Raw genomic sequence first — 17,215 nt, 5'->3', positions numbered from 1 at the left:
AGAGTAAATTTAAAAGGGCTGATTTTAAATAGAAATTTAAATCAGCCCTATCCGATATAATTTTATTGCCTTTTCTAATGACGAGATAGAAGGTTAAGGTTCATCTCAAAGAATGACTTATTTTAGTAAATTCCAGTATAATTAATAATTTTTCGATTAATTTCAAGAAGTCCGCTCGTTGGAGAGTATTCATCAGTCGCGTAAACTTTATCATGCCATTCAACGACGTTTTTTTCTAGTGTCATTGGCACTAAATAGTAAAGGCCGTCTGATAAAATTGAGCCGTAACTTAAGTCAGTCGATGGAATTTGGAGTTGCTCTATTTCTCGCTCTCCGCTTAATAATAATTGAGTTCCAAGTGCGATAATTTCATTGGTTGTTAAATTAGTTTGAATATAAGGTAAAAATTCTTTCATTAAGCCCATTAATTTTACTTTGTTATAAGAAACTGCTTTTTGAACAACAAGTGCAATCACACGTCGTTGACGCTCCATTCGTTCATAATCCCCGTTTCCTACTTTACGAATTCGCATATAGGCAACAGCCTGACGACCGTTAAGTGTTTGAAGACCAATGTCATCGATAAGTGCCGCCTCTTCACCACTCACTTCGACATTCATTTCAGCAATCACACGGTTTAATTCTTGGAGTTCATAATCTTGAACGTCTACTTCGACACCACCTAATTTATTAATAATTCGTTCGACTGCATTGAAGTTGACGGTGACATATTTTTGAATATCTAAATCAAAGTTTTGATTGATGGCAGAAACAGCTAGGGATGGTCCCCCGTAGGCATAGGCATGGTTAATTTTTTCAAATCCGTGTTTTTCATCGATATAGGCAAATGTATCGCGTACCACAGATGTTAAATAAGCCTGGTTTGTTTTATTATTGAAAGAAAAGACCATCATGGCATCTGAACGAGTATTGCTGTATTCATCTTCACGAGAGTCTACCCCGAATAAGGCGATGTTCGTCACACCCATTCCTTTTTTCAGGTCTAAAATTTCCTGTGAAACGTCTAAATCTGTTAATTCTTCACGCTCGACATTCGATAACATTTTATGGGCAGCTCCATAAACGACGCCACCAATGATTAAAAGGAAGAGAATTAATACTAAGAATCCCTTTAAACACCCATACTTTTTCTTTCGCTTTTTAGGCTGTTTTTCCTCCTGTTGCATCTCTACACGTTCCTTACTCATTATCTTCACCTAGTTTCTCATTAAGTCATGTTTAGTCGCGTAAACTCTAATATTTTATAATATGCGAGTATTTATTACAATATTAAAAACTTCCTATTAATATATTTTTACAAAATTTATGTTATTATAACTAGCAATTTATAAAAATCTAAAAAATTGGTCATTGGTCGACTTTCAGATGTATGTTACAATGAAAGAAATTACGAAAATTGGAGCTGATCGAATGCCGACCATTGAATTATTAGCACCAGTAGGTCATCATGAAGGATTATTAGCAGCAGTTAAAAATGGAGCTGATGCCATCTATGTTGGTGGAGCCGCTTTTGGAGCTCGAAAAGAAGCTGCCTTTAGCCATGAAGAATTAGTCGAGGTTATTAAATATAGTCATCTACATAACGTTAAGGTTTATGTTACAGTTAATACCACTATTTTTGATCAAGAACTCGAAGCGTTAAAAGAATATATTCATTTTCTATATTTAAATGATGTAGATGCGATTATTGTTCAAGATCTTGGGGTAGCACACCTTGTGAAACAACTTTATCCCGATTTTGAACTTCATTTTAGTACCCAAATGACGTTACATAATACTAAAGGGGTCGAATTTGCGAAACATTTCGGAGCTGATCGCGTCGTCGTTGCACGTGAAAACACGCTTGAAGAAATTAAAGCGATGAAAGAGGCGGTAGATATTGACCTTGAAGTCTTCGTCCATGGGGCACTTTGTGTTTGCTACTCAGGACAATGTTTAATGAGTAGTATGATTGGAGCACGTAGTGGAAATCGTGGGGCATGTGCCCAAACATGCCGTCTTCCGTATGAATTAGTAGACCTTTCAACAGGAGAAACATTGGATTCTTCAGTAGGGGACTTTTTATTAAGCCCAAAAGATTTAAAAACGATTGATGAAATTGGAGCTCTTATCGATGCAGGGGTGACATCATTTAAAATCGAGGGGCGTTTAAAGAAACCAGAATATGTCGCGACGGTTGTTAAGGCATATCGTGAAGCCATTGATCAGTATGTAGCGACACGCAAAATTAAAATTTCAAAGCAAATGCATGAAGATATGGATCAGATTTTTAGCCGTGGCTTTACGAAAGGATATCTTTTTGGTGAGCGCGGATCAAGCCTGATGAGTACGGACCGTCCTAATCATAAGGGGATTCTTATCGGAGAGGTGACCCATGTCAAAGGAAAACGCGCGACAATTGAATTAAAATCCACTCTTGAGGTAGGCGATGGGTTGCGTTTTGTCAGTCTAAATCAAAAGGATCAAGGACTGCAAGTACAAAAGATGTTTGTTAAAGGAAAGACTGCGACTCTTGCAAAAAAAGGAGGCGTGGAGTTAGAACTTCCATTTACCGTTACGAAGGGCATGAAAATTTATAAGACAACTTCCTTTTCTTTAAGTAAGCGGGCAGCTGTAAATGAAAAATCTATTGATAAAATAAATATTTACGGCGAGGTCAGTGCGAAAAACGGGGAGCCGCTAAAAATAATGGCCTGGGATGACGACTCTAATTTGGTAACGGTAGAAAGTGAAGAATGTTTTGTTGAAGCTCAAACGACGCCTTTATCGCAAAGTCGTTTGAAACAACAATTAGAGAAAACGGGAAGTACACCTTTTAGTTTTGCTTATCTTAATATCACCATGGATGAAGGCATCACGTTACCTATTTCAGTCATTAATAAAATAAGACGTGAGTTGTTAGAACAATTAGAAAAACGTCGTGTCAAAAAATATGCGGACCGCCAAAAGTCAGTCGTTGAGCCTATCCTCACATCATGTGATCAACAGGCTTGTACCCCATCGTTAATGGTTAGTGTCCGAAATATTAAACAATTGAAGGTGACGTTAGCACAAAATATTAAAACGATTTATTATAAAGATATTAAAACGTTAAAACGAGCCGTTGATTTAGCAGATGAATATGGCGCGACAGTTATTCCTCAACTTCCACGGATTATGACAGATGAAGAAATTTCATATGCAGTCTATGTGATTGAAAGTTTACCTATCCAGACAATCATGTTAGGTGAATATGGGATGTATGAGGCATTAAAAAACAAAGATTATACGTTTTTAGCGGATTTTTCATTTAACACAAATAATGTTCAAAGTATTGAGGCTTTTAAGTCGCTCAGTATTTCCCAGGTAACATGTTCATATGAAATCAATCAAAGACAGATGCGTCAACTTGTAAAAAACACGCCACTTCCAATCGAAATGGTTGTATATACAAGGATTCCTATGATGATTACTAAACATTGCCCGGTCAAACTTTTAAATCAACAGGAGTTTTGCCGAATGTGTTTGAGCACGCCATTTGGACTAAGAGATCGTAAAAATAAGGTTCTCCCTTTATTGAGAACTGGAAATTGTATTACGGAAATTTTTAATTCGCAACATCTGATTTTAATTGAATTTTTATCTGAACTTCAACAGATGGGTATTCACAATTTCCGCCTAGAGTTTACAAATGAACCGGATGAAATGATAGTAGATGCGATAAAGGTCTACCAACAGGTGCTAGAAACAGGAAGCCTTGATCGTGGATGGCTCGAGTCATATAAAAATCAGGATGATTATACGAAGGGTCATTATCACCGCGGGGTTCAATAATTTACGTATATAAATAAAAAAATTCCTCCATAATAAAGAAGGTAAATTCTTTTGGTTCTTTGTCAAATAGTGTTGCTGATTAATTTGTAACCTGTTACAACGAAAATTCAAATCGAAATCCTAGTAGCTATGCTGCTAGGATTTTCGTTTTAGGCTTTGTTAGATTTTGAACCATGAGAATACGAGATTTAAAGTGATAGAAACTACGATATCCAAAGGCAATACGCTTAATGACCTTAATTTTATTATTAATTCCTTCGATGGGACCATTTGTGTAATGAGTTGAGAGTGTATTTTTAATATAGGATTGATAAGTTTTAAAGGTTTGGAAAGCCGTTTGAAACTCAGGAGAAACAAGCGGATGTTCCGTTTCGAGTAAATGATTAAATCGTTTTAAGTTTTTTGTCTGAAGAGCGAAAAGTAACTCTTGATATAAATCATAGGTTGCTTTTAATTCAGGAGATAAATCAAGTAGAAAGTTTAAGATATCAATTTCACGCATGGGTTGTTTAAAGCAGTAAACTGATCGATAAGTGGTGGTATTAAGTAAAGCGTGAGATTTTAAAAATAAGCGCCAATAACGTTTGAATTTACGACCATGCTTTTTGAACTTTTTCATGAATCGGATTCGAGTTTTGTTCAGTGCACGAGAGAGATGTTGAACGAGATGAAATTTATCAATGATAATTTGGGCATGAGGAAAAAGATCCTTAATGAGGCTGATGTAAGGAGCGTACATATCAATCACAATATTTTTTACTCGATGACGTGCTTCCTTTGTGTATCGTTTAAAATAAGCTTGAAGGGAGTTTAAACGACGATCTTCAACGATATCGATGATTTGTTTTGAGTCAGCATCGCAAAAAATAAAAGACATATGCCCCTCAGCAGACTTAACGGATTTAAATTCATCAAAACAGAGATTTTCAGGTAAATAATTAAGGTTTAAGGTTTGAGATTCATAAAAGCTATGGATGATTCGATTGACGGTTGAATGAGAGACCTGATGGCGACGTGCGATATCACATTCAGAAATTTTATTTTGGGCCTCTAAAGCAATGGCGTGTTTCGTATGATAAGAAATGTAACAGTTCTTTTCAACAATTGAAGTACTTAGTGTAAAAGTAGACTGGCAATGCCCACAATAATAACGCTGTTTTTTTAGGTCTAAGTAGGTATCGTGAAGAGAGACTTTTGGAATGACAATTCGAGAGGTTTTAAATCCATGCTTCTTAAATTTTGAATCAAATAGGGTTCCGCATTTTTGACAATGAGTCGGTTGATACGTAAGAATACCTTTAAAGATAAAGCTAGTAATTCCGTTCAACTTCACTTCCTCAAGATAATCTTCTGAAAATGTAATATTTTTATCTTTAATATTTAAAAGTTTTCTAGTAAAATATGAGTGAGACATTAAATCTTATCCTTTCAATATTGTTTTAGTCGATAACATTGTAACAGGATTGAGACTTGAAGTCTCTTTTTTTTTATCCTATGAAAAAAGTGCTGCTTAATCAGCAACACTAAATATTATAGAACCATTCTTTTTAAGGGGGAATTTTTTATGTCAAAGATTATTTTATCTATTTTATTAGCGGGTCTTTTTTACGTTGTTTTATTAGTGTGTTTTAAAATTATGGGTAAGCGTGAAGTTAATCAGTTAAGTACGGTTGATATTGTCATTAATATATTAATCGCCAATGTAGCTGCAGGCGGAATTGTAGAAGAGGAGTACTGGTTAGATGCATTAGGCGGAGTTCTAGTGCTAGTTATGTTACAAATTTTAATGGCGAAGTTTCAAATTAAATATCCGCGTGGGCGGGATATTATTGAGGGGGAGCCTTCAATGGTGATAAAAAATGGCTTCGTTGATTATGATGAATTAAAAAAAATTAGGGTAGACCTTGATGATTTAATGATGCTGCTTCGGGGAGATAATGTGGTTGCCCCCGAGGAAGTTCAGTATGGAATTGTCGAAAAGAATGGAAAGCTTACGGTTTATACGAAAAAAAATCCGACAAAAACTTTTCCATTACCACTAGTCATTTCAGGACAAGTAAAGCTGAAGGCGTTGGAGAGTCTAGATAAGGATGCAGATTGGTTAATGAATCAGCTAGAGCTAAACCAGTTTTATCGATTAGAGCAAGTTGAATATCTTTTTTATGAAGAGCAAAAACTCGTTATTTATATGAAAGACGGCATTAAAAAGTTAAAAATAAAATAAGAGTCGTGGGAACCACGACTCTTATTCTTTATCGTTGAAATCATTAAATAGTGAAACACGATCCCCATTTGATAAGGAATTTAATAAGTTTTGTTTTGCCATAGGGTATTGAGCATATAATTTTTTTAATAGTTGCTTAACATCTTCACGACTCGTGTGCTTATCCATTGGACAAGTACTTGGTACGATTGGTACATGACGGTTGGCAGCAGCAATAATATCGTCTTCATAACAATAAACAAGTGGACGAATAAATGTAACATCGGTTCGGTCTAAGTACATTTTTGGTTTGAATGTTGATAGGAATCCGTTGTACATCGTATTCATGACTAGTGTTTCAACTGCGTCATCGGCGTGGTGGGCCATTGAGATTTTATTACATCCTAATTCGGTTCCTTTTTTTATTAAGATGGCCTTTTTGAATTTTGAACATAATGAGCAAGGAATTTTCCCGTCTGAAGAAGCATTTAATTTTAGGATTTCATAGACTTCTGTATCAACAAGGTGATATTCGATTCCGTGCTTTTTACAGAATTCTACGACAGGGTTAAAGTCCATTCCGGGGAATCCAAGTTTTAAAGTGATGCCAACTAATTCGAATTTAACAGGTGCAAATTTTTGATAAAGGTGTAGGGCATATAATAGGGCCATGCTATCTTTTCCCCCACTAACACCAACGGCAATTTTATCCCCTTCTTCAATTAAAGAAAAATCTTGATCCGCTTTTCTAATACAACCTAAGATCTTTTTCATAATACTCACCGACCTTTCGCTTGACATTATAACGAATAAAGTCGAAAAAAACAATCATTTGGTATAAAGATTAATTTGGTAATACGTATTGAAAAGGGAATTTGTTCTTTTGTATTTAAAAAATAAAATATTAAAAAAATGTATTAAATTGTCGAAATAACGCATATTAAGATTGTCAGGAGGTGAACGACATGGCAAACAACCAATCTAAAAATAAATTAGTTGTACCAGGTGCCCAAGCAGCAATCGATACGATGAAAGCGGAGATTGCAAATGAATTCGGTGTACAAATGGGTCCGGATGCAACAGCGCGTCAAAATGGTTCAGTTGGTGGAGAAATCACTAAACGATTAGTGGCAATGGCTCAACAACAAATGAATCAAACAAAATAATGCACATGATAGATAAATTTACGTATAATAACTGTCTGGAGATGACGAATATGGCAAACCAATCTAAAAATAAATTAGTTGTACCAGGTGCTCAAGCTGCAATTGATAATATGAAAGCAGAGATTGCGAATGAATTAGGTGTACAATTAGGTGCGGATGCAACAGCGCGTCAAAATGGTTCAGTTGGTGGAGAAATCACTAAACGATTAGTGGCAATGGCTCAACAACAAATGAATCAAACAAAATAGTTATTCCAATATATACGTATTAAAGGAGAGTTGAATGCTCTCCTTTTTTTATGAGTAATATAATGGCAGATTGGTGAATCTGTTTAATGAAAGGATTTATATTGATTTATGAATTTAAGGCGTATTATTTTGTCGAAATATCACATATTAAAAATGTTAGGAGGTGAAACTATGGCAAATCAATCTAAAAATAAATTAGTTGTACCGGGTGCAAAAGCAGCAATCGATAATATGAAAGCAGAGATTGCAAATGAATTAGGTGTACAAATGGGCGCAGATGCAACTGCACGTCAAAATGGTTCGGTTGGTGGAGAAATCACTAAACGTCTTGTGGCACAAGCTCAACAACAAATGAATCAAACAAAATAAAAAAACTACGACTAAACTAATCAACACGACTACAAACTACACAAATAAAAACGGTCCGATACGGATCGTTTTTATTTGAAAGGATTGCCAAATAACTGACATCTATTTAAAATTTCGATATAATGTTAGTCATAGGAGGTAATAATATGAATGTTTTAGTTTATCCAAAGTGTACGACGTGTAAAAAAGCAATAAAGTGGTTAAAAGATAATGATGTAGAGGCAGTTGTTCGCCATATTGTAGAAGAACCTTTATCTAGAGATGAGATTAAAGAATTGCATTTGAAATCAGGATTAGAAATCAAAAAGTTTTTTAATACAAGTGGGATGAAGTATCGGGAGTTAGGTTTAAAAGACCGATTAAAGGAAATGAGTTTAGATGAGTGTTATGATCTATTAGCAAGTGATGGAATGTTAGTTAAACGCCCGCTTGCATATGACGAAGAGAAGGTAACTTTAGGTTTTAAGGAAGACACTTACAATGAACAGTGGAAAAAGTAGCAGGAAATTGCAAGAGGTTAACGAGAATCAATTAAAGGAAATATGGAATTCAACGCAAATCGTTATTACCTTAGCTTACACACCGATATGTGGAACGTGTCAGGTGGCGAAAAGAATGTTAGAGGTTGTATCTAACTTATTACCCCAGGTACCATTCCTGCAAATTAATTTAAATTATTATGGTGAGCTGGCGCAAAAATATGAGATTATGTCGGTTCCGTGTCTAATGATTCATCATCAAGGAGAATGTGTAGAGAAAGTTTATACATTTATTTCTGTCCCCTTTTTATATAAAAAAATAACTTCTTACTTATAGTTTGTGATGAAACGCTATTTTCGTGGTAAAATAATACATAATGGGAAATGTATGACTAAACGAAAGAGGGGATGGCGATGAATTATCCGAAAATCGGACAAACAGTCGAGATACATAGCTATAAACATAACTCTAATATTCATCGCATTTGGCAGGAGACGACCATTTTAGATGTATCTAATGGAGTGGTTATTGGGGCTAATCATAAAACATTAGTCATGGAAAGTGACGGGAGAACGTGGTATACGAGAGAACCGGCAGTATGCTATTTTTTTAGTGAGTATTGGTTTAATGTTTTATGCATGTTGCGTAAAGATGGGGTTTACTTTTATTGCAATTTAAGTTCCCCTTTTGTATACGATCAAAAGACGATAAAGTATATTGACTACGACTTAGATATAAAGGTTTATCCTAATTTAAAATACGATATTTTGGATGTCGAGGAATATCGTAGACATGGGGAAGAAATGGGGTATTCATCAGAGGTTAAAGAAATAATTAATCAACAACTCCTTTTATTGAAGGAGATGATTGAATCTAAAAAAGGTCCCTTTGCGCCAGGATTTGCAGAATATTGGTATGATATTTATAAGAAACGATTAATAAAAAGGTGAGTGAGAACATGCGTGATCCACGATTAGAAAAATTAGCAAAAATGTTACTCGAGTATTCTAATAAGGTGAAAGCTGGACAACACGTTTTAATTAAAGGGAATGTCTTGACGAAGCCATTGATGAGGGAGTTAATTAAACATACTTATCGTTTGGGGGCTTATCCTCATATTGAGTTATTGGACGATGAGATTGGTCGTGAAATTTCACTCGGTAATACAGAAGAACGAATGGAACAAACGGTAAAGTGGAATCTTGAAAAGTATAAAGACATCGATGCGTTTATTACAATTATAGCCGATGAAAATGATTCAGAGTATAGTGATGTTCCTTCAGAAATCAAGGTGATGCAAGCGAAAGTTGGGAAACCAGTTTCTAATTTAATCGTGAATACAAAGGAATGGGTTTTATTAAACTATCCGACTTTTTCTTTAGCACAAAAGGCAAAGATGAGTTTAGAGCAATTTGAAAATTTCTTGTTAGATGTTTGCCTCGTGGACTATTCGAAAATGAATGAAGCGATGCAGTCTTTAAAAACATTAATGGAAAAGACGGATAAAGTTCGCCTTGTTGCACCGGGTACGGATTTAACATTTTCAATCAAGGGAATGCCAGCGATTCCGTGCGCAGGAGATTGTAATATTCCGGATGGTGAGGTCTTTACTGCGCCTATCAAAGATAGTGTCAACGGTGTTATTCAATATAATACAGCGAGTCCTTATCAGGGAACGGTCTTCAGTAATGTTTGCCTAGAATTTAAGGATGGTAAAATTATTAAAGCAACAGCAGATAATAATGTCGAACAGTTGAATGAAATTTTCAATTCTGATGAGGGAGCCCGTTATGTTGGAGAGTTTGCTATTGGGGTTAACCCCTTAATCCAACACCCGATGGGGGATATTTTATTTGATGAGAAAATTGATGGAAGTTTACATTTTACTCCGGGGCAAGCTTATGAAGAAGCAGATAACGGAAATCGTTCAGCTATCCATTGGGATTTAGTTTTAATTCAACGACCAGAGTACGGAGGGGGATCAATTTACTTTGACGATGTCTTAATTAGGAAAGATGGACGCTTCGTATTAAGTGAGTTAGAGTGCTTAAATCCTGAAAATTTAATATAAAAATATCGTGAGGCGCCTTAAGTATTAGAAAGAGATCTAATTACTAGGGCGCTTTTTGGATGAATAAAATAGAGGAAATATTAAATAAAGTACCTTAGATTGTTCTTAGACGAGAGAAAATGCAACCTTTAAGCAAGGAGGGGGAGATCCAATTCATTTCAGAAAGTAGGATGATTTTCTCTTATTTTAAGGGGCGCATTCAGTTTTATATCCCCCAATGTTTGGAATACATAGTCTTATATTTTTTGGGAGAATAGGGTTAGAAAATATGGGTAATCTTTGATATATATAGGAGAAATGTTAGGAAAAATAAAAAAATGATAAATGTAGTTGATTTTTGATATTTATCATGCTAATATAGAGAAGTCGCCAACAGGGCGATGGAAAAGAAAACAAAAAAATTTAAAAAGTGTTTGACAGAAACGGTTGAACATGATAAACTAGAAAAGTCGCCAAGAGAGGCAGACAAGCAAGAGAGGCAGACAAGAAATCTTGCAAAAAAAGATAAAAAAACATTTGACAAAAAAAGTCGAATGTAGTAAGATAAAGAAGTCGCCAAAAGGCGAGAGAAGTTCTTTGAAAACTAAACAGAACGTCAAGAATCATGAGCGAAAGAAATTTCGCAAGCTAAGGAAACAAACAATTATGGAGAGTTTGATCCTGGCTCAGGATGAACGCTGGCGGCGTGCCTAATACATGCAAGTCGAGCGAACCACTTCGGTGGGAAGCGGCGAACGGGTGAGTAACACGTAGGTGATCTGCCCATCAGACGGGGACAACGATTGGAAACGATCGCTAATACCGGATAGGACGAAAGTTTAAAGATGCTCCTGGCATCACTGATGGATGAGCCTGCGGCGCATTAGCTAGTTGGTGGGGTAAAGGCCTACCAAGGCGACGATGCGTAGCCGACCTGAGAGGGTGAACGGCCACACTGGGACTGAGACACGGCCCAGACTCCTACGGGAGGCAGCAGTAGGGAATCTTCGGCAATGGGCGAAAGCCTGACCGAGCAACGCCGCGTGAATGAAGAAGGCCTTCGGGTTGTAAAATTCTGTTATAAGGGAAGAAAGGTGATAGGAGGAAATGACTATCAATTGACGGTACCTTATGAGAAAGCCACGGCTAACTACGTGCCAGCAGCCGCGGTAATACGTAGGTGGCAAGCGTTATCCGGAATTATTGGGCGTAAAGAGCGCGCAGGTGGTTAATTAAGTCTGATGTGAAAGCCCACGGCTTAACCGTGGAGGGTCATTGGAAACTGGTTGACTTGAGTGCAGAAGAGGGAAGTGGAATTCCATGTGTAGCGGTGAAATGCGTAGAGATATGGAGGAACACCAGTGGCGAAGGCGGCTTCCTGGTCTGCAACTGACACTGAGGCGCGAAAGCGTGGGGAGCAAACAGGATTAGATACCCTGGTAGTCCACGCCGTAAACGATGAGTGCTAAGTGTTGGGGGTCGAACCTCAGTGCTGAAGTTAACGCATTAAGCACTCCGCCTGGGGAGTACGGTCGCAAGACTGAAACTCAAAGGAATTGACGGGGACCCGCACAAGCGGTGGAGCATGTGGTTTAATTCGAAGCAACGCGAAGAACCTTACCAGGTCTTGACATACCATTGACGCCTCTAGAGATAGAGGGTTTCCTTCGGGGACAATGGATACAGGTGGTGCATGGTTGTCGTCAGCTCGTGTCGTGAGATGTTGGGTTAAGTCCCGCAACGAGCGCAACCCCTGTCGTTAGTTGCCAGCAGTAAGATGGGGACTCTAACGAGACTGCCAGTGACAAACTGGAGGAAGGTGGGGATGACGTCAAATCATCATGCCCCTTATGACCTGGGCTACACACGTGCTACAATGGTTGGTACAAAGAGAAGCGAAGCGGTGACGTGGAGCAAACCTCATAAAGCCAATCTCAGTTCGGATTGTAGGCTGCAACTCGCCTACATGAAGTTGGAATCGCTAGTAATCGCGAATCAGAATGTCGCGGTGAATACGTTCCCGGGTCTTGTACACACCGCCCGTCACACCACGAGAGTTTACAACACCCGAAGTCAGTGGCCTAACCGCAAGGAGGGAGCTGCCTAAGGTGGGGTAGATGATTGGGGTGAAGTCGTAACAAGGTATCCCTACCGGAAGGTGGGGATGGATCACCTCCTTTCTATGGAGAAAGAGACGTTCTGTTTAGTTTTGGGAGAATTTCGATTTTCCTAGAATTGATCTTTGAAAACTAGATATCTTCTGAAGAAGAAAAGTTAAGTAATAAAGGGCGCACGGAGGATGCCTAGGCACTAGGAGTCGAAGAAGGACGCGACAAACGGCGAAACGCCTCGGGGAGCTGTAAGTAAGCAAAGAGCCGGGGATATCCGAATGGGGAAACCCGCTAGTGGTCATACGCTAGCACCGTATGGTGAATCAATAGCCATAGAGGAGACAGACCCAGGGAACTGAAACATCTAAGTACCTGGAGGAAAAGAAAGAAACATCGATTCCCCAAGTAGCGGCGAGCGAACAGGGAGGAGCCCAAACCGGAGTAATCCGGGGTAGAAGGACCTTCAGAAATGACTGAACATGATAGCCGAATGGTCTGGGAAGGCCAACCGGAGGGGGTGAGAGTCCCGTAGGTGAAATTGTGTGAAGCAGGGAAGGGATCCTGAGTACGGCGGGACACGAGAAATCCCGTCGGAAGCAACGAGGACCATCTCGTAAGGCTAAATACTACCTAGTGACCGATAGTGAACCAGTACCGTGAGGGAAAGGTGAAAAGAACCCCGGAAGGGGAGTGAAAGAGAACCTGAAACCGTGTGCCTACAACTAGTCAGAGCCCGTTAAAGGGTGATGGCGTGCCTTTTGTAGAATGAACCGGCGAGTTACGATATCGTGCAAGGTTAAGTTGAAGAGACGGAGCCGAAGCGAAAGCGAGTCTGAATAGGGCGAGGAGTACGATGTTGTAGACCCGAAACCGTGTGAGCTAGCCATGAGCAGGCTGAAGGTCAGGTAACACTGACTGGAGGGCCGAACCAGGGCACGTTGAAAAGTGCTTGGATGACTTGTGGCTAGGGGTGAAATTCCAATCGAACACGGATATAGCTGGTTCTCTCCGAAATAGCTTTAGGGCTAGCCTCGATAAGAGTCTACTGGAGGTAGAGCACTGAATGGGTGATGGCCCCACCTCGGGGTACTGATCTCAATCAAACTCCGAATGCCAGATAGATATGATCGGGAGTCAGACTGTGGGTGATAAGGTCCATGGTCAAAAGGGAAAGAGCCCAGACCGCCAGCTAAGGCCCCCAAGTGTCCGTTAAGTGGAAAAGGATGTGGAGATGCACAGACAACTAGGAGGTTGGCTTAGAAGCAGCCATCCTTTAAAGAGTGCGTAATAGCTCACTAGTCGAGTGACTCTGCGCCGAAAATGTACCGGGGCTAAACGGACCGCCGAAGCTGCGGATTGACACGAAGTGTCAGTGGTAGGAGAGCGTTCTAACAGCGGAGAAGCAGTACCGGAAGGAGCTGTGGAGCGGTTAGAAGTGAGAATGCCGGTGTGAGTAGCGAAAGATAGGTGAGAATCCTATCCATCGAAAGCCTAAGGTTTCCAGGGGAAGGCTCGTCCGCCCTGGGTAAGTCGGGACCTAAGGTGAGGCCGAAAGGCGTAGCCGATGGACAACAGGTAGAGATTCCTGTACCACTTAATAAACTGAAGGAGTGACGGAGAAGGCTAAGTTGAGCGTGTGAATGGATTCACGTGTAAGCAGTGAGGTGGTCATGTAGGCAAATCCGCATGGCGAAACATTGAGCTGTGATGCCGAAAGCCCGAAAGGGTGAAGTCAGCTGATGTCACGCTTCCAAGAAAAGCTTCTAGGGATAATTTATTAGGTGCCCGTACCGATAACCGACACAGGTAGGCGAGGAGAGAATCCTAAGATGAGCGAGAGAACTCTTGTTAAGGAACTCGGCAAAATGACCCCGTAACTTCGGGAGAAGGGGTGCTTGTGAAAGCAAGCCGCAGTGAAAAGGCCCAGGCGACTGTTTATCAAAAACACAGGTCTCTGCTAAACCGCAAGGTGATGTATAGGGGCTGACGCCTGCCCGGTGCTGGAAGGTTAAGAGGAGAGGTTAGCGCAAGCGAAGCTTTGAATTGAAGCCCCAGTAAACGGCGGCCGTAACTATAACGGTCCTAAGGTAGCGAAATTCCTTGTCGGGTAAGTTCCGACCCGCACGAAAGGCGTAACGATCTGGGCGCTGTCTCAACAAGAGACTCGGTGAAATCATAGTACCTGTGAAGATGCAGGTTACCCGCGACAGGACGGAAAGACCCCGTGGAGCTTTACTGTAGCTTGATATTGAGCACTGGTGACACATGTACAGGATAGGTAGGAGACGAAGAGACCAGGACGCCAGTCTTGGAGGAGTCGCTGTTGGGATACTACCCTTGTGTTACTGGGGTTCTAACCCGTGGCCATGAGCTGGTCAGGGGACAGTGTCAGGTGGGCAGTTTGACTGGGGCGGTCGCCTCCCAAAGAGTAACGGAGGCGCCCAAAGGTTCCCTCAGAATGGTTGGAAATCATTCGAAGAGTGTAAAGGCAGAAGGGAGCTTGACTGCGAGACCAACAAGTCGAGCAGGGACGAAAGTCGGGCTTAGTGATCCGGCGGTACCGAATGGAAGGGCCGTCGCTCAACGGATAAAAGCTACCCCGGGGATAACAGGCTGATCTCCCCCAAGAGTTCACATCGACGGGGAGGTTTGGCACCTCGATGTCGGCTCATCGCATCCTGGGGCTGTAGTCGGTCCCAAGGGTTGGGCTGTTCGCCCATTAAAGCGGTACGCGAGCTGGGTTCAGAACGTCGTGAGACAGTTCGGTCCCTATCCGTCGTGGGCGTAGGAAATTTGAGAGGAGCTGTCCTTAGTACGAGAGGACCGGGATGGACACACCGCTGGTGTACCAGTTGTTCTGCCAGGAGCATAGCTGGGTAGCTACGTGTGGAAGGGATAAACGCTGAAAGCATCTAAGCGTGAAGCCCCCCTCAAGATGAGATTTCCCATTCGAAAGAAGTAAGATCCCTTGAAGACGACGAGGTAGATAGGTCAGGAGTGGAAGTTTGGTGACAGATGAAGCGGACTGATACTAATCGATCGAGGACTTAACTAATAAGGAAGTAAGCAGAAGATATCTAGTTTTGTGAGATTGATGAAATCTGACAGAAGGTCTAGTGATAAGGGCAAGGAGGGCACACCTGTTCCCATACCGAACACAGAAGTTAAGCTCCTTAGCGCCGAGGGTAGTACGCAAGTGCGAGAGTAGGACGTCGCTAGGCCATAAATAAAAAGCCTCAATAGCTCAGTTGGTTAGAGCACTTGACTGTTAATCAAGGGGTCCTAGGTTCGAGTCCTAGTTGGGGCGCCATTAAAAAATGGCCCGTTGGTGAAGCGGTTTAACACACATGCCTTTCACGCATGCATACACGGGTTCGAATCCCGTACGGGTCACCATTAAAAATAAAAGTGGAGGATTAGCTCAGCTGGGAGAGCATCTGCCTTACAAGCAGAGGGTCGGCGGTTCGAGCCCGTCATCCTCCACCATAAATAGCCGGAATAGCTCAATTGGTAGAGCAACTGACTTGTAATCAGTAGGTTGCGGGTTCAAGTCCTGCTTCCGGCACCATAATGGCGATTGTGGCGAAGTGGTTAACGCATCGGATTGTGGCTCCGACATTCGTGGGTTCGATTCCCATCAGTCGCCCCAGATTTAATAAATAGAAAATTAGGCGCCATAGCCAAGTGGTAAGGCGTGGGACTGCAACTCCCTGATCATCGGTTCAAATCCGATTGGCGCCTCCAATTAGATAATAATGTGCCTGGGTGGCGGAACTGGTAGACGCACAGGACTTAAAATCCTGCGGGTGGTGACACCCGTGCCGGTTCGATTCCGGCCCTAGGCACCAATTTTATTTAAGTGAGTAGAATATACTCTTTTTTTTTGTTTAATAGAAAAAATACTTGTGATGTAAATGGGCGTGTATACAATGAAAAAATTAAAATGCATGTTAGAAACCAGCTATTCGATTGACGCAATATTTTATTTAAGAAAATCTTCGATACTTGTTAGCCTAGTGTTTTTAATTATATTATCAATAATGCAAATGACGCCTACAGCATTTGTTTTAATCGGTGATGCTCCGTATAGATGGGACTTAAATGTTTGGGATATTTCAGAATCTTCGCAACATTTATTAGAAGATAATTTACCGGATGATTGCGTGGTTAATAATTATAAACTTAGTTGTAAGCAATCTCTAGATATTGTGTTACAAAATGAGGTTAGGGTGGCCTTTAATTTACCGACTAGCACGGTTAGAAATGGGCTAATCTTTAATGAGGATCATTTTTTATTTGTAATAGATGATATGAATTATAAATTTGATTATTCAAAATTTGAGGGTGTTGACTTTTCAAATATAACTTATGATGAAATGTTTATGCGTGTAGCTTCCACTATTAAACCCATGTTTATGCCAGCTATGTTATTAGAGACGTATCAGTCAGGGATCTTATTGACATTCGGATTTGTTTTAATAGTCTCTGTCTTATTTATGTTATTAAGAATAGGGCGCCAATCGTTTTTAAGCTATAAAGAGGTGTTAAATCTCGTGATTTATTCGTCGACATTTCCGGCGATTATGTCTTTAGTGATTGGGATGTTTAATGGAGCCTGGTCCATCATTATTTATAATATTGGAACCTTGATTGTATTATTTTTTGTTTACCGATCGAGAGTAGAGCCCTATTTATCGGGACAGCGAGCAGGCTAAGCCTGCTTTTTTTATTCGTGAAAAAGTGCGACAATTTGG

General features: G+C 40.2%; 14 protein-coding genes, 7 tRNA genes and 3 rRNA genes. 21 read left to right on the top strand and 3 right to left on the bottom strand.

Going from position 1 to position 17,215, the window contains the following annotated elements:
* Nucleotides 1-122: 122 nt before the first annotated feature.
* Nucleotides 123-1,208: an LCP family protein gene (locus VXM77_RS09650; protein WP_237658864.1), complete on the bottom strand. Its 1,086-nt coding sequence runs from the start codon at nucleotides 1,206-1,208 to the stop codon at nucleotides 123-125.
* A 190-nt stretch (nucleotides 1,209-1,398) separates the two neighbouring features.
* On the opposite strand from VXM77_RS09650, the gene VXM77_RS09645 reads away from it, so the two are divergent.
* Nucleotides 1,399-3,834, top strand: a complete 2,436-nt coding sequence (locus VXM77_RS09645; protein WP_338506170.1) for a U32 family peptidase — start codon at nucleotides 1,399-1,401, stop codon at nucleotides 3,832-3,834.
* A 127-nt stretch (nucleotides 3,835-3,961) separates the two neighbouring features.
* On the opposite strand, the gene VXM77_RS09640 is transcribed toward VXM77_RS09645, so the two are convergent.
* On the bottom strand, nucleotides 3,962-5,248 hold the full coding sequence (locus VXM77_RS09640; RefSeq protein ID WP_289461271.1) for an ISL3 family transposase: 1,287 nt from the start codon (nucleotides 5,246-5,248) through the stop codon (nucleotides 3,962-3,964).
* A 150-nt stretch (nucleotides 5,249-5,398) separates the two neighbouring features.
* Here VXM77_RS09640 and VXM77_RS09635 point away from each other — a divergent pair, with 150 nt between their 5' ends.
* A complete protein-coding gene (locus VXM77_RS09635) occupies nucleotides 5,399-6,058 on the top strand; it encodes a YetF domain-containing protein (RefSeq protein ID WP_262953657.1) in 660 nt (219 codons plus the stop codon).
* A gap of 21 nt (nucleotides 6,059-6,079) precedes the next feature.
* Here the strand turns inward: VXM77_RS09635 and VXM77_RS09630 are convergent, their stop codons facing one another.
* The gene (locus VXM77_RS09630) at nucleotides 6,080-6,811 is read right to left on the bottom strand and encodes an ATP-binding protein (RefSeq protein ID WP_161830948.1); all 732 of its coding nucleotides are present in this window, start codon (nucleotides 6,809-6,811) and stop codon (nucleotides 6,080-6,082) included.
* 191 nt (nucleotides 6,812-7,002) lie between these two features.
* On the opposite strand from VXM77_RS09630, the gene VXM77_RS09625 reads away from it, so the two are divergent.
* The 19 genes from VXM77_RS09625 to VXM77_RS09535 all read left to right on the top strand — a co-directional run bounded on the left by VXM77_RS09625 (nucleotide 7,003) and on the right by VXM77_RS09535 (nucleotide 17,176).
* On the top strand, nucleotides 7,003-7,203 hold the full coding sequence (locus tag VXM77_RS09625) for an alpha/beta-type small acid-soluble spore protein (RefSeq protein ID WP_262951237.1): 201 nt from the start codon (nucleotides 7,003-7,005) through the stop codon (nucleotides 7,201-7,203).
* Nucleotides 7,204-7,244: 41 nt separating this feature from the next.
* Entirely contained in the window at nucleotides 7,245-7,451 is a 207-nt protein-coding gene (locus VXM77_RS09620) for an alpha/beta-type small acid-soluble spore protein (RefSeq protein WP_304940768.1), read from the top strand.
* Nucleotides 7,452-7,622: 171 nt separating this feature from the next.
* Nucleotides 7,623-7,820, top strand: a complete 198-nt coding sequence (locus tag VXM77_RS09615) for an alpha/beta-type small acid-soluble spore protein (RefSeq protein ID WP_161830951.1) — start codon at nucleotides 7,623-7,625, stop codon at nucleotides 7,818-7,820.
* A gap of 146 nt (nucleotides 7,821-7,966) precedes the next feature.
* Nucleotides 7,967-8,320 carry an arsenate reductase family protein gene (locus VXM77_RS09610; RefSeq protein WP_161830952.1) on the top strand — a complete coding sequence of 118 codons (354 nt, stop codon included), beginning with the start codon at nucleotides 7,967-7,969 and terminating at the stop codon, nucleotides 8,318-8,320.
* Nucleotides 8,301-8,636, top strand: coding sequence for a thioredoxin family protein (locus VXM77_RS09605; protein WP_161830953.1), 336 nt, complete (start codon nucleotides 8,301-8,303; stop codon nucleotides 8,634-8,636). The genes VXM77_RS09610 and VXM77_RS09605 overlap by 20 nt, the downstream gene beginning before the upstream one ends.
* Before the next feature lie 77 nt (nucleotides 8,637-8,713).
* On the top strand, nucleotides 8,714-9,250 hold the full coding sequence (locus VXM77_RS09600) for a DUF402 domain-containing protein (protein ID WP_161830954.1): 537 nt from the start codon (nucleotides 8,714-8,716) through the stop codon (nucleotides 9,248-9,250).
* Nucleotides 9,251-9,258: 8 nt separating this feature from the next.
* Nucleotides 9,259-10,371, top strand: coding sequence for an aminopeptidase (locus VXM77_RS09595; RefSeq protein ID WP_161830955.1), 1,113 nt, complete (start codon nucleotides 9,259-9,261; stop codon nucleotides 10,369-10,371).
* 380 nt (nucleotides 10,372-10,751) lie between these two features.
* Nucleotides 10,752-10,910, top strand: a complete 159-nt coding sequence (locus tag VXM77_RS09590) for a hypothetical protein (RefSeq protein WP_338506168.1) — start codon at nucleotides 10,752-10,754, stop codon at nucleotides 10,908-10,910.
* 103 nt (nucleotides 10,911-11,013) lie between these two features.
* Nucleotides 11,014-12,530 (top strand): 16S ribosomal RNA (locus VXM77_RS09585).
* 92 nt (nucleotides 12,531-12,622) lie between these two features.
* Nucleotides 12,623-15,516: ribosomal RNA gene (locus VXM77_RS09580) — 23S ribosomal RNA — on the top strand.
* A gap of 57 nt (nucleotides 15,517-15,573) precedes the next feature.
* Nucleotides 15,574-15,682: ribosomal RNA gene (gene rrf, locus VXM77_RS09575) — 5S ribosomal RNA — on the top strand.
* Together the 16S, 23S and 5S rRNA genes with 7 tRNA genes alongside form the textbook arrangement of a ribosomal RNA operon.
* Before the next feature lie 12 nt (nucleotides 15,683-15,694).
* Nucleotides 15,695-15,771 (top strand) — tRNA-Asn (locus VXM77_RS09570).
* A gap of 9 nt (nucleotides 15,772-15,780) precedes the next feature.
* Nucleotides 15,781-15,857 (top strand) — tRNA-Glu (locus VXM77_RS09565).
* Nucleotides 15,858-15,871: 14 nt separating this feature from the next.
* Nucleotides 15,872-15,947: transfer RNA gene (locus VXM77_RS09560), tRNA-Val, on the top strand.
* Nucleotides 15,948-15,953: 6 nt separating this feature from the next.
* Nucleotides 15,954-16,029 (top strand) — tRNA-Thr (locus VXM77_RS09555).
* Nucleotides 16,030-16,034: 5 nt separating this feature from the next.
* Nucleotides 16,035-16,110, top strand: a tRNA-His gene (locus tag VXM77_RS09550).
* A gap of 21 nt (nucleotides 16,111-16,131) precedes the next feature.
* Nucleotides 16,132-16,205 (top strand) — tRNA-Cys (locus VXM77_RS09545).
* A 15-nt stretch (nucleotides 16,206-16,220) separates the two neighbouring features.
* Nucleotides 16,221-16,309 (top strand) — tRNA-Leu (locus VXM77_RS09540).
* 81 nt (nucleotides 16,310-16,390) lie between these two features.
* Nucleotides 16,391-17,176 carry a DUF1189 family protein gene (locus VXM77_RS09535; RefSeq protein WP_161832800.1) on the top strand — a complete coding sequence of 262 codons (786 nt, stop codon included), beginning with the start codon at nucleotides 16,391-16,393 and terminating at the stop codon, nucleotides 17,174-17,176.
* Nucleotides 17,177-17,215: the final 39 nt, after the last annotated feature.

The organism is Turicibacter sp. KK003, from assembly GCF_037014675.1.
Classification (GTDB): domain Bacteria; phylum Bacillota_I; class Bacilli_A; order MOL361; family Turicibacteraceae; genus Turicibacter; species Turicibacter faecis.
Note: the sequence above shows the minus strand (reverse complement) of the source record. Positions and strands in the feature narration are given on the sequence as shown.

Bases quoted from the DNA above. Each gene is read 5' to 3' on its own strand.
- VXM77_RS09650 (WP_237658864.1), bottom strand. From the start codon at position 1,208: ATGAGTAAGGAACGTGTAGAGATGCAACAGGAGGAAAAACAGCCTAAA.
- VXM77_RS09645 (WP_338506170.1), top strand. From the start codon at position 1,399: ATGAAAGAAATTACGAAAATTGGAGCTGATCGAATGCCGACCATTGAA.
- VXM77_RS09640 (WP_289461271.1), bottom strand. From the start codon at position 5,248: ATGTCTCACTCATATTTTACTAGAAAACTTTTAAATATTAAAGATAAA.
- VXM77_RS09590 (WP_338506168.1), top strand. From the start codon at position 10,752: ATGGAAAAGAAAACAAAAAAATTTAAAAAGTGTTTGACAGAAACGGTT.
- VXM77_RS09605 (WP_161830953.1), top strand. From the start codon at position 8,301: ATGAACAGTGGAAAAAGTAGCAGGAAATTGCAAGAGGTTAACGAGAAT.
- VXM77_RS09610 (WP_161830952.1), top strand. From the start codon at position 7,967: ATGAATGTTTTAGTTTATCCAAAGTGTACGACGTGTAAAAAAGCAATA.
- VXM77_RS09535 (WP_161832800.1), top strand. From the start codon at position 16,391: ATGAAAAAATTAAAATGCATGTTAGAAACCAGCTATTCGATTGACGCA.
- VXM77_RS09635 (WP_262953657.1), top strand. From the start codon at position 5,399: ATGTCAAAGATTATTTTATCTATTTTATTAGCGGGTCTTTTTTACGTT.
- VXM77_RS09630 (WP_161830948.1), bottom strand. From the start codon at position 6,811: ATGAAAAAGATCTTAGGTTGTATTAGAAAAGCGGATCAAGATTTTTCT.
- VXM77_RS09600 (WP_161830954.1), top strand. From the start codon at position 8,714: ATGAATTATCCGAAAATCGGACAAACAGTCGAGATACATAGCTATAAA.
- VXM77_RS09595 (WP_161830955.1), top strand. From the start codon at position 9,259: ATGCGTGATCCACGATTAGAAAAATTAGCAAAAATGTTACTCGAGTAT.
- VXM77_RS09620 (WP_304940768.1), top strand. From the start codon at position 7,245: ATGACGAATATGGCAAACCAATCTAAAAATAAATTAGTTGTACCAGGT.
- VXM77_RS09625 (WP_262951237.1), top strand. From the start codon at position 7,003: ATGGCAAACAACCAATCTAAAAATAAATTAGTTGTACCAGGTGCCCAA.
- VXM77_RS09615 (WP_161830951.1), top strand. From the start codon at position 7,623: ATGGCAAATCAATCTAAAAATAAATTAGTTGTACCGGGTGCAAAAGCA.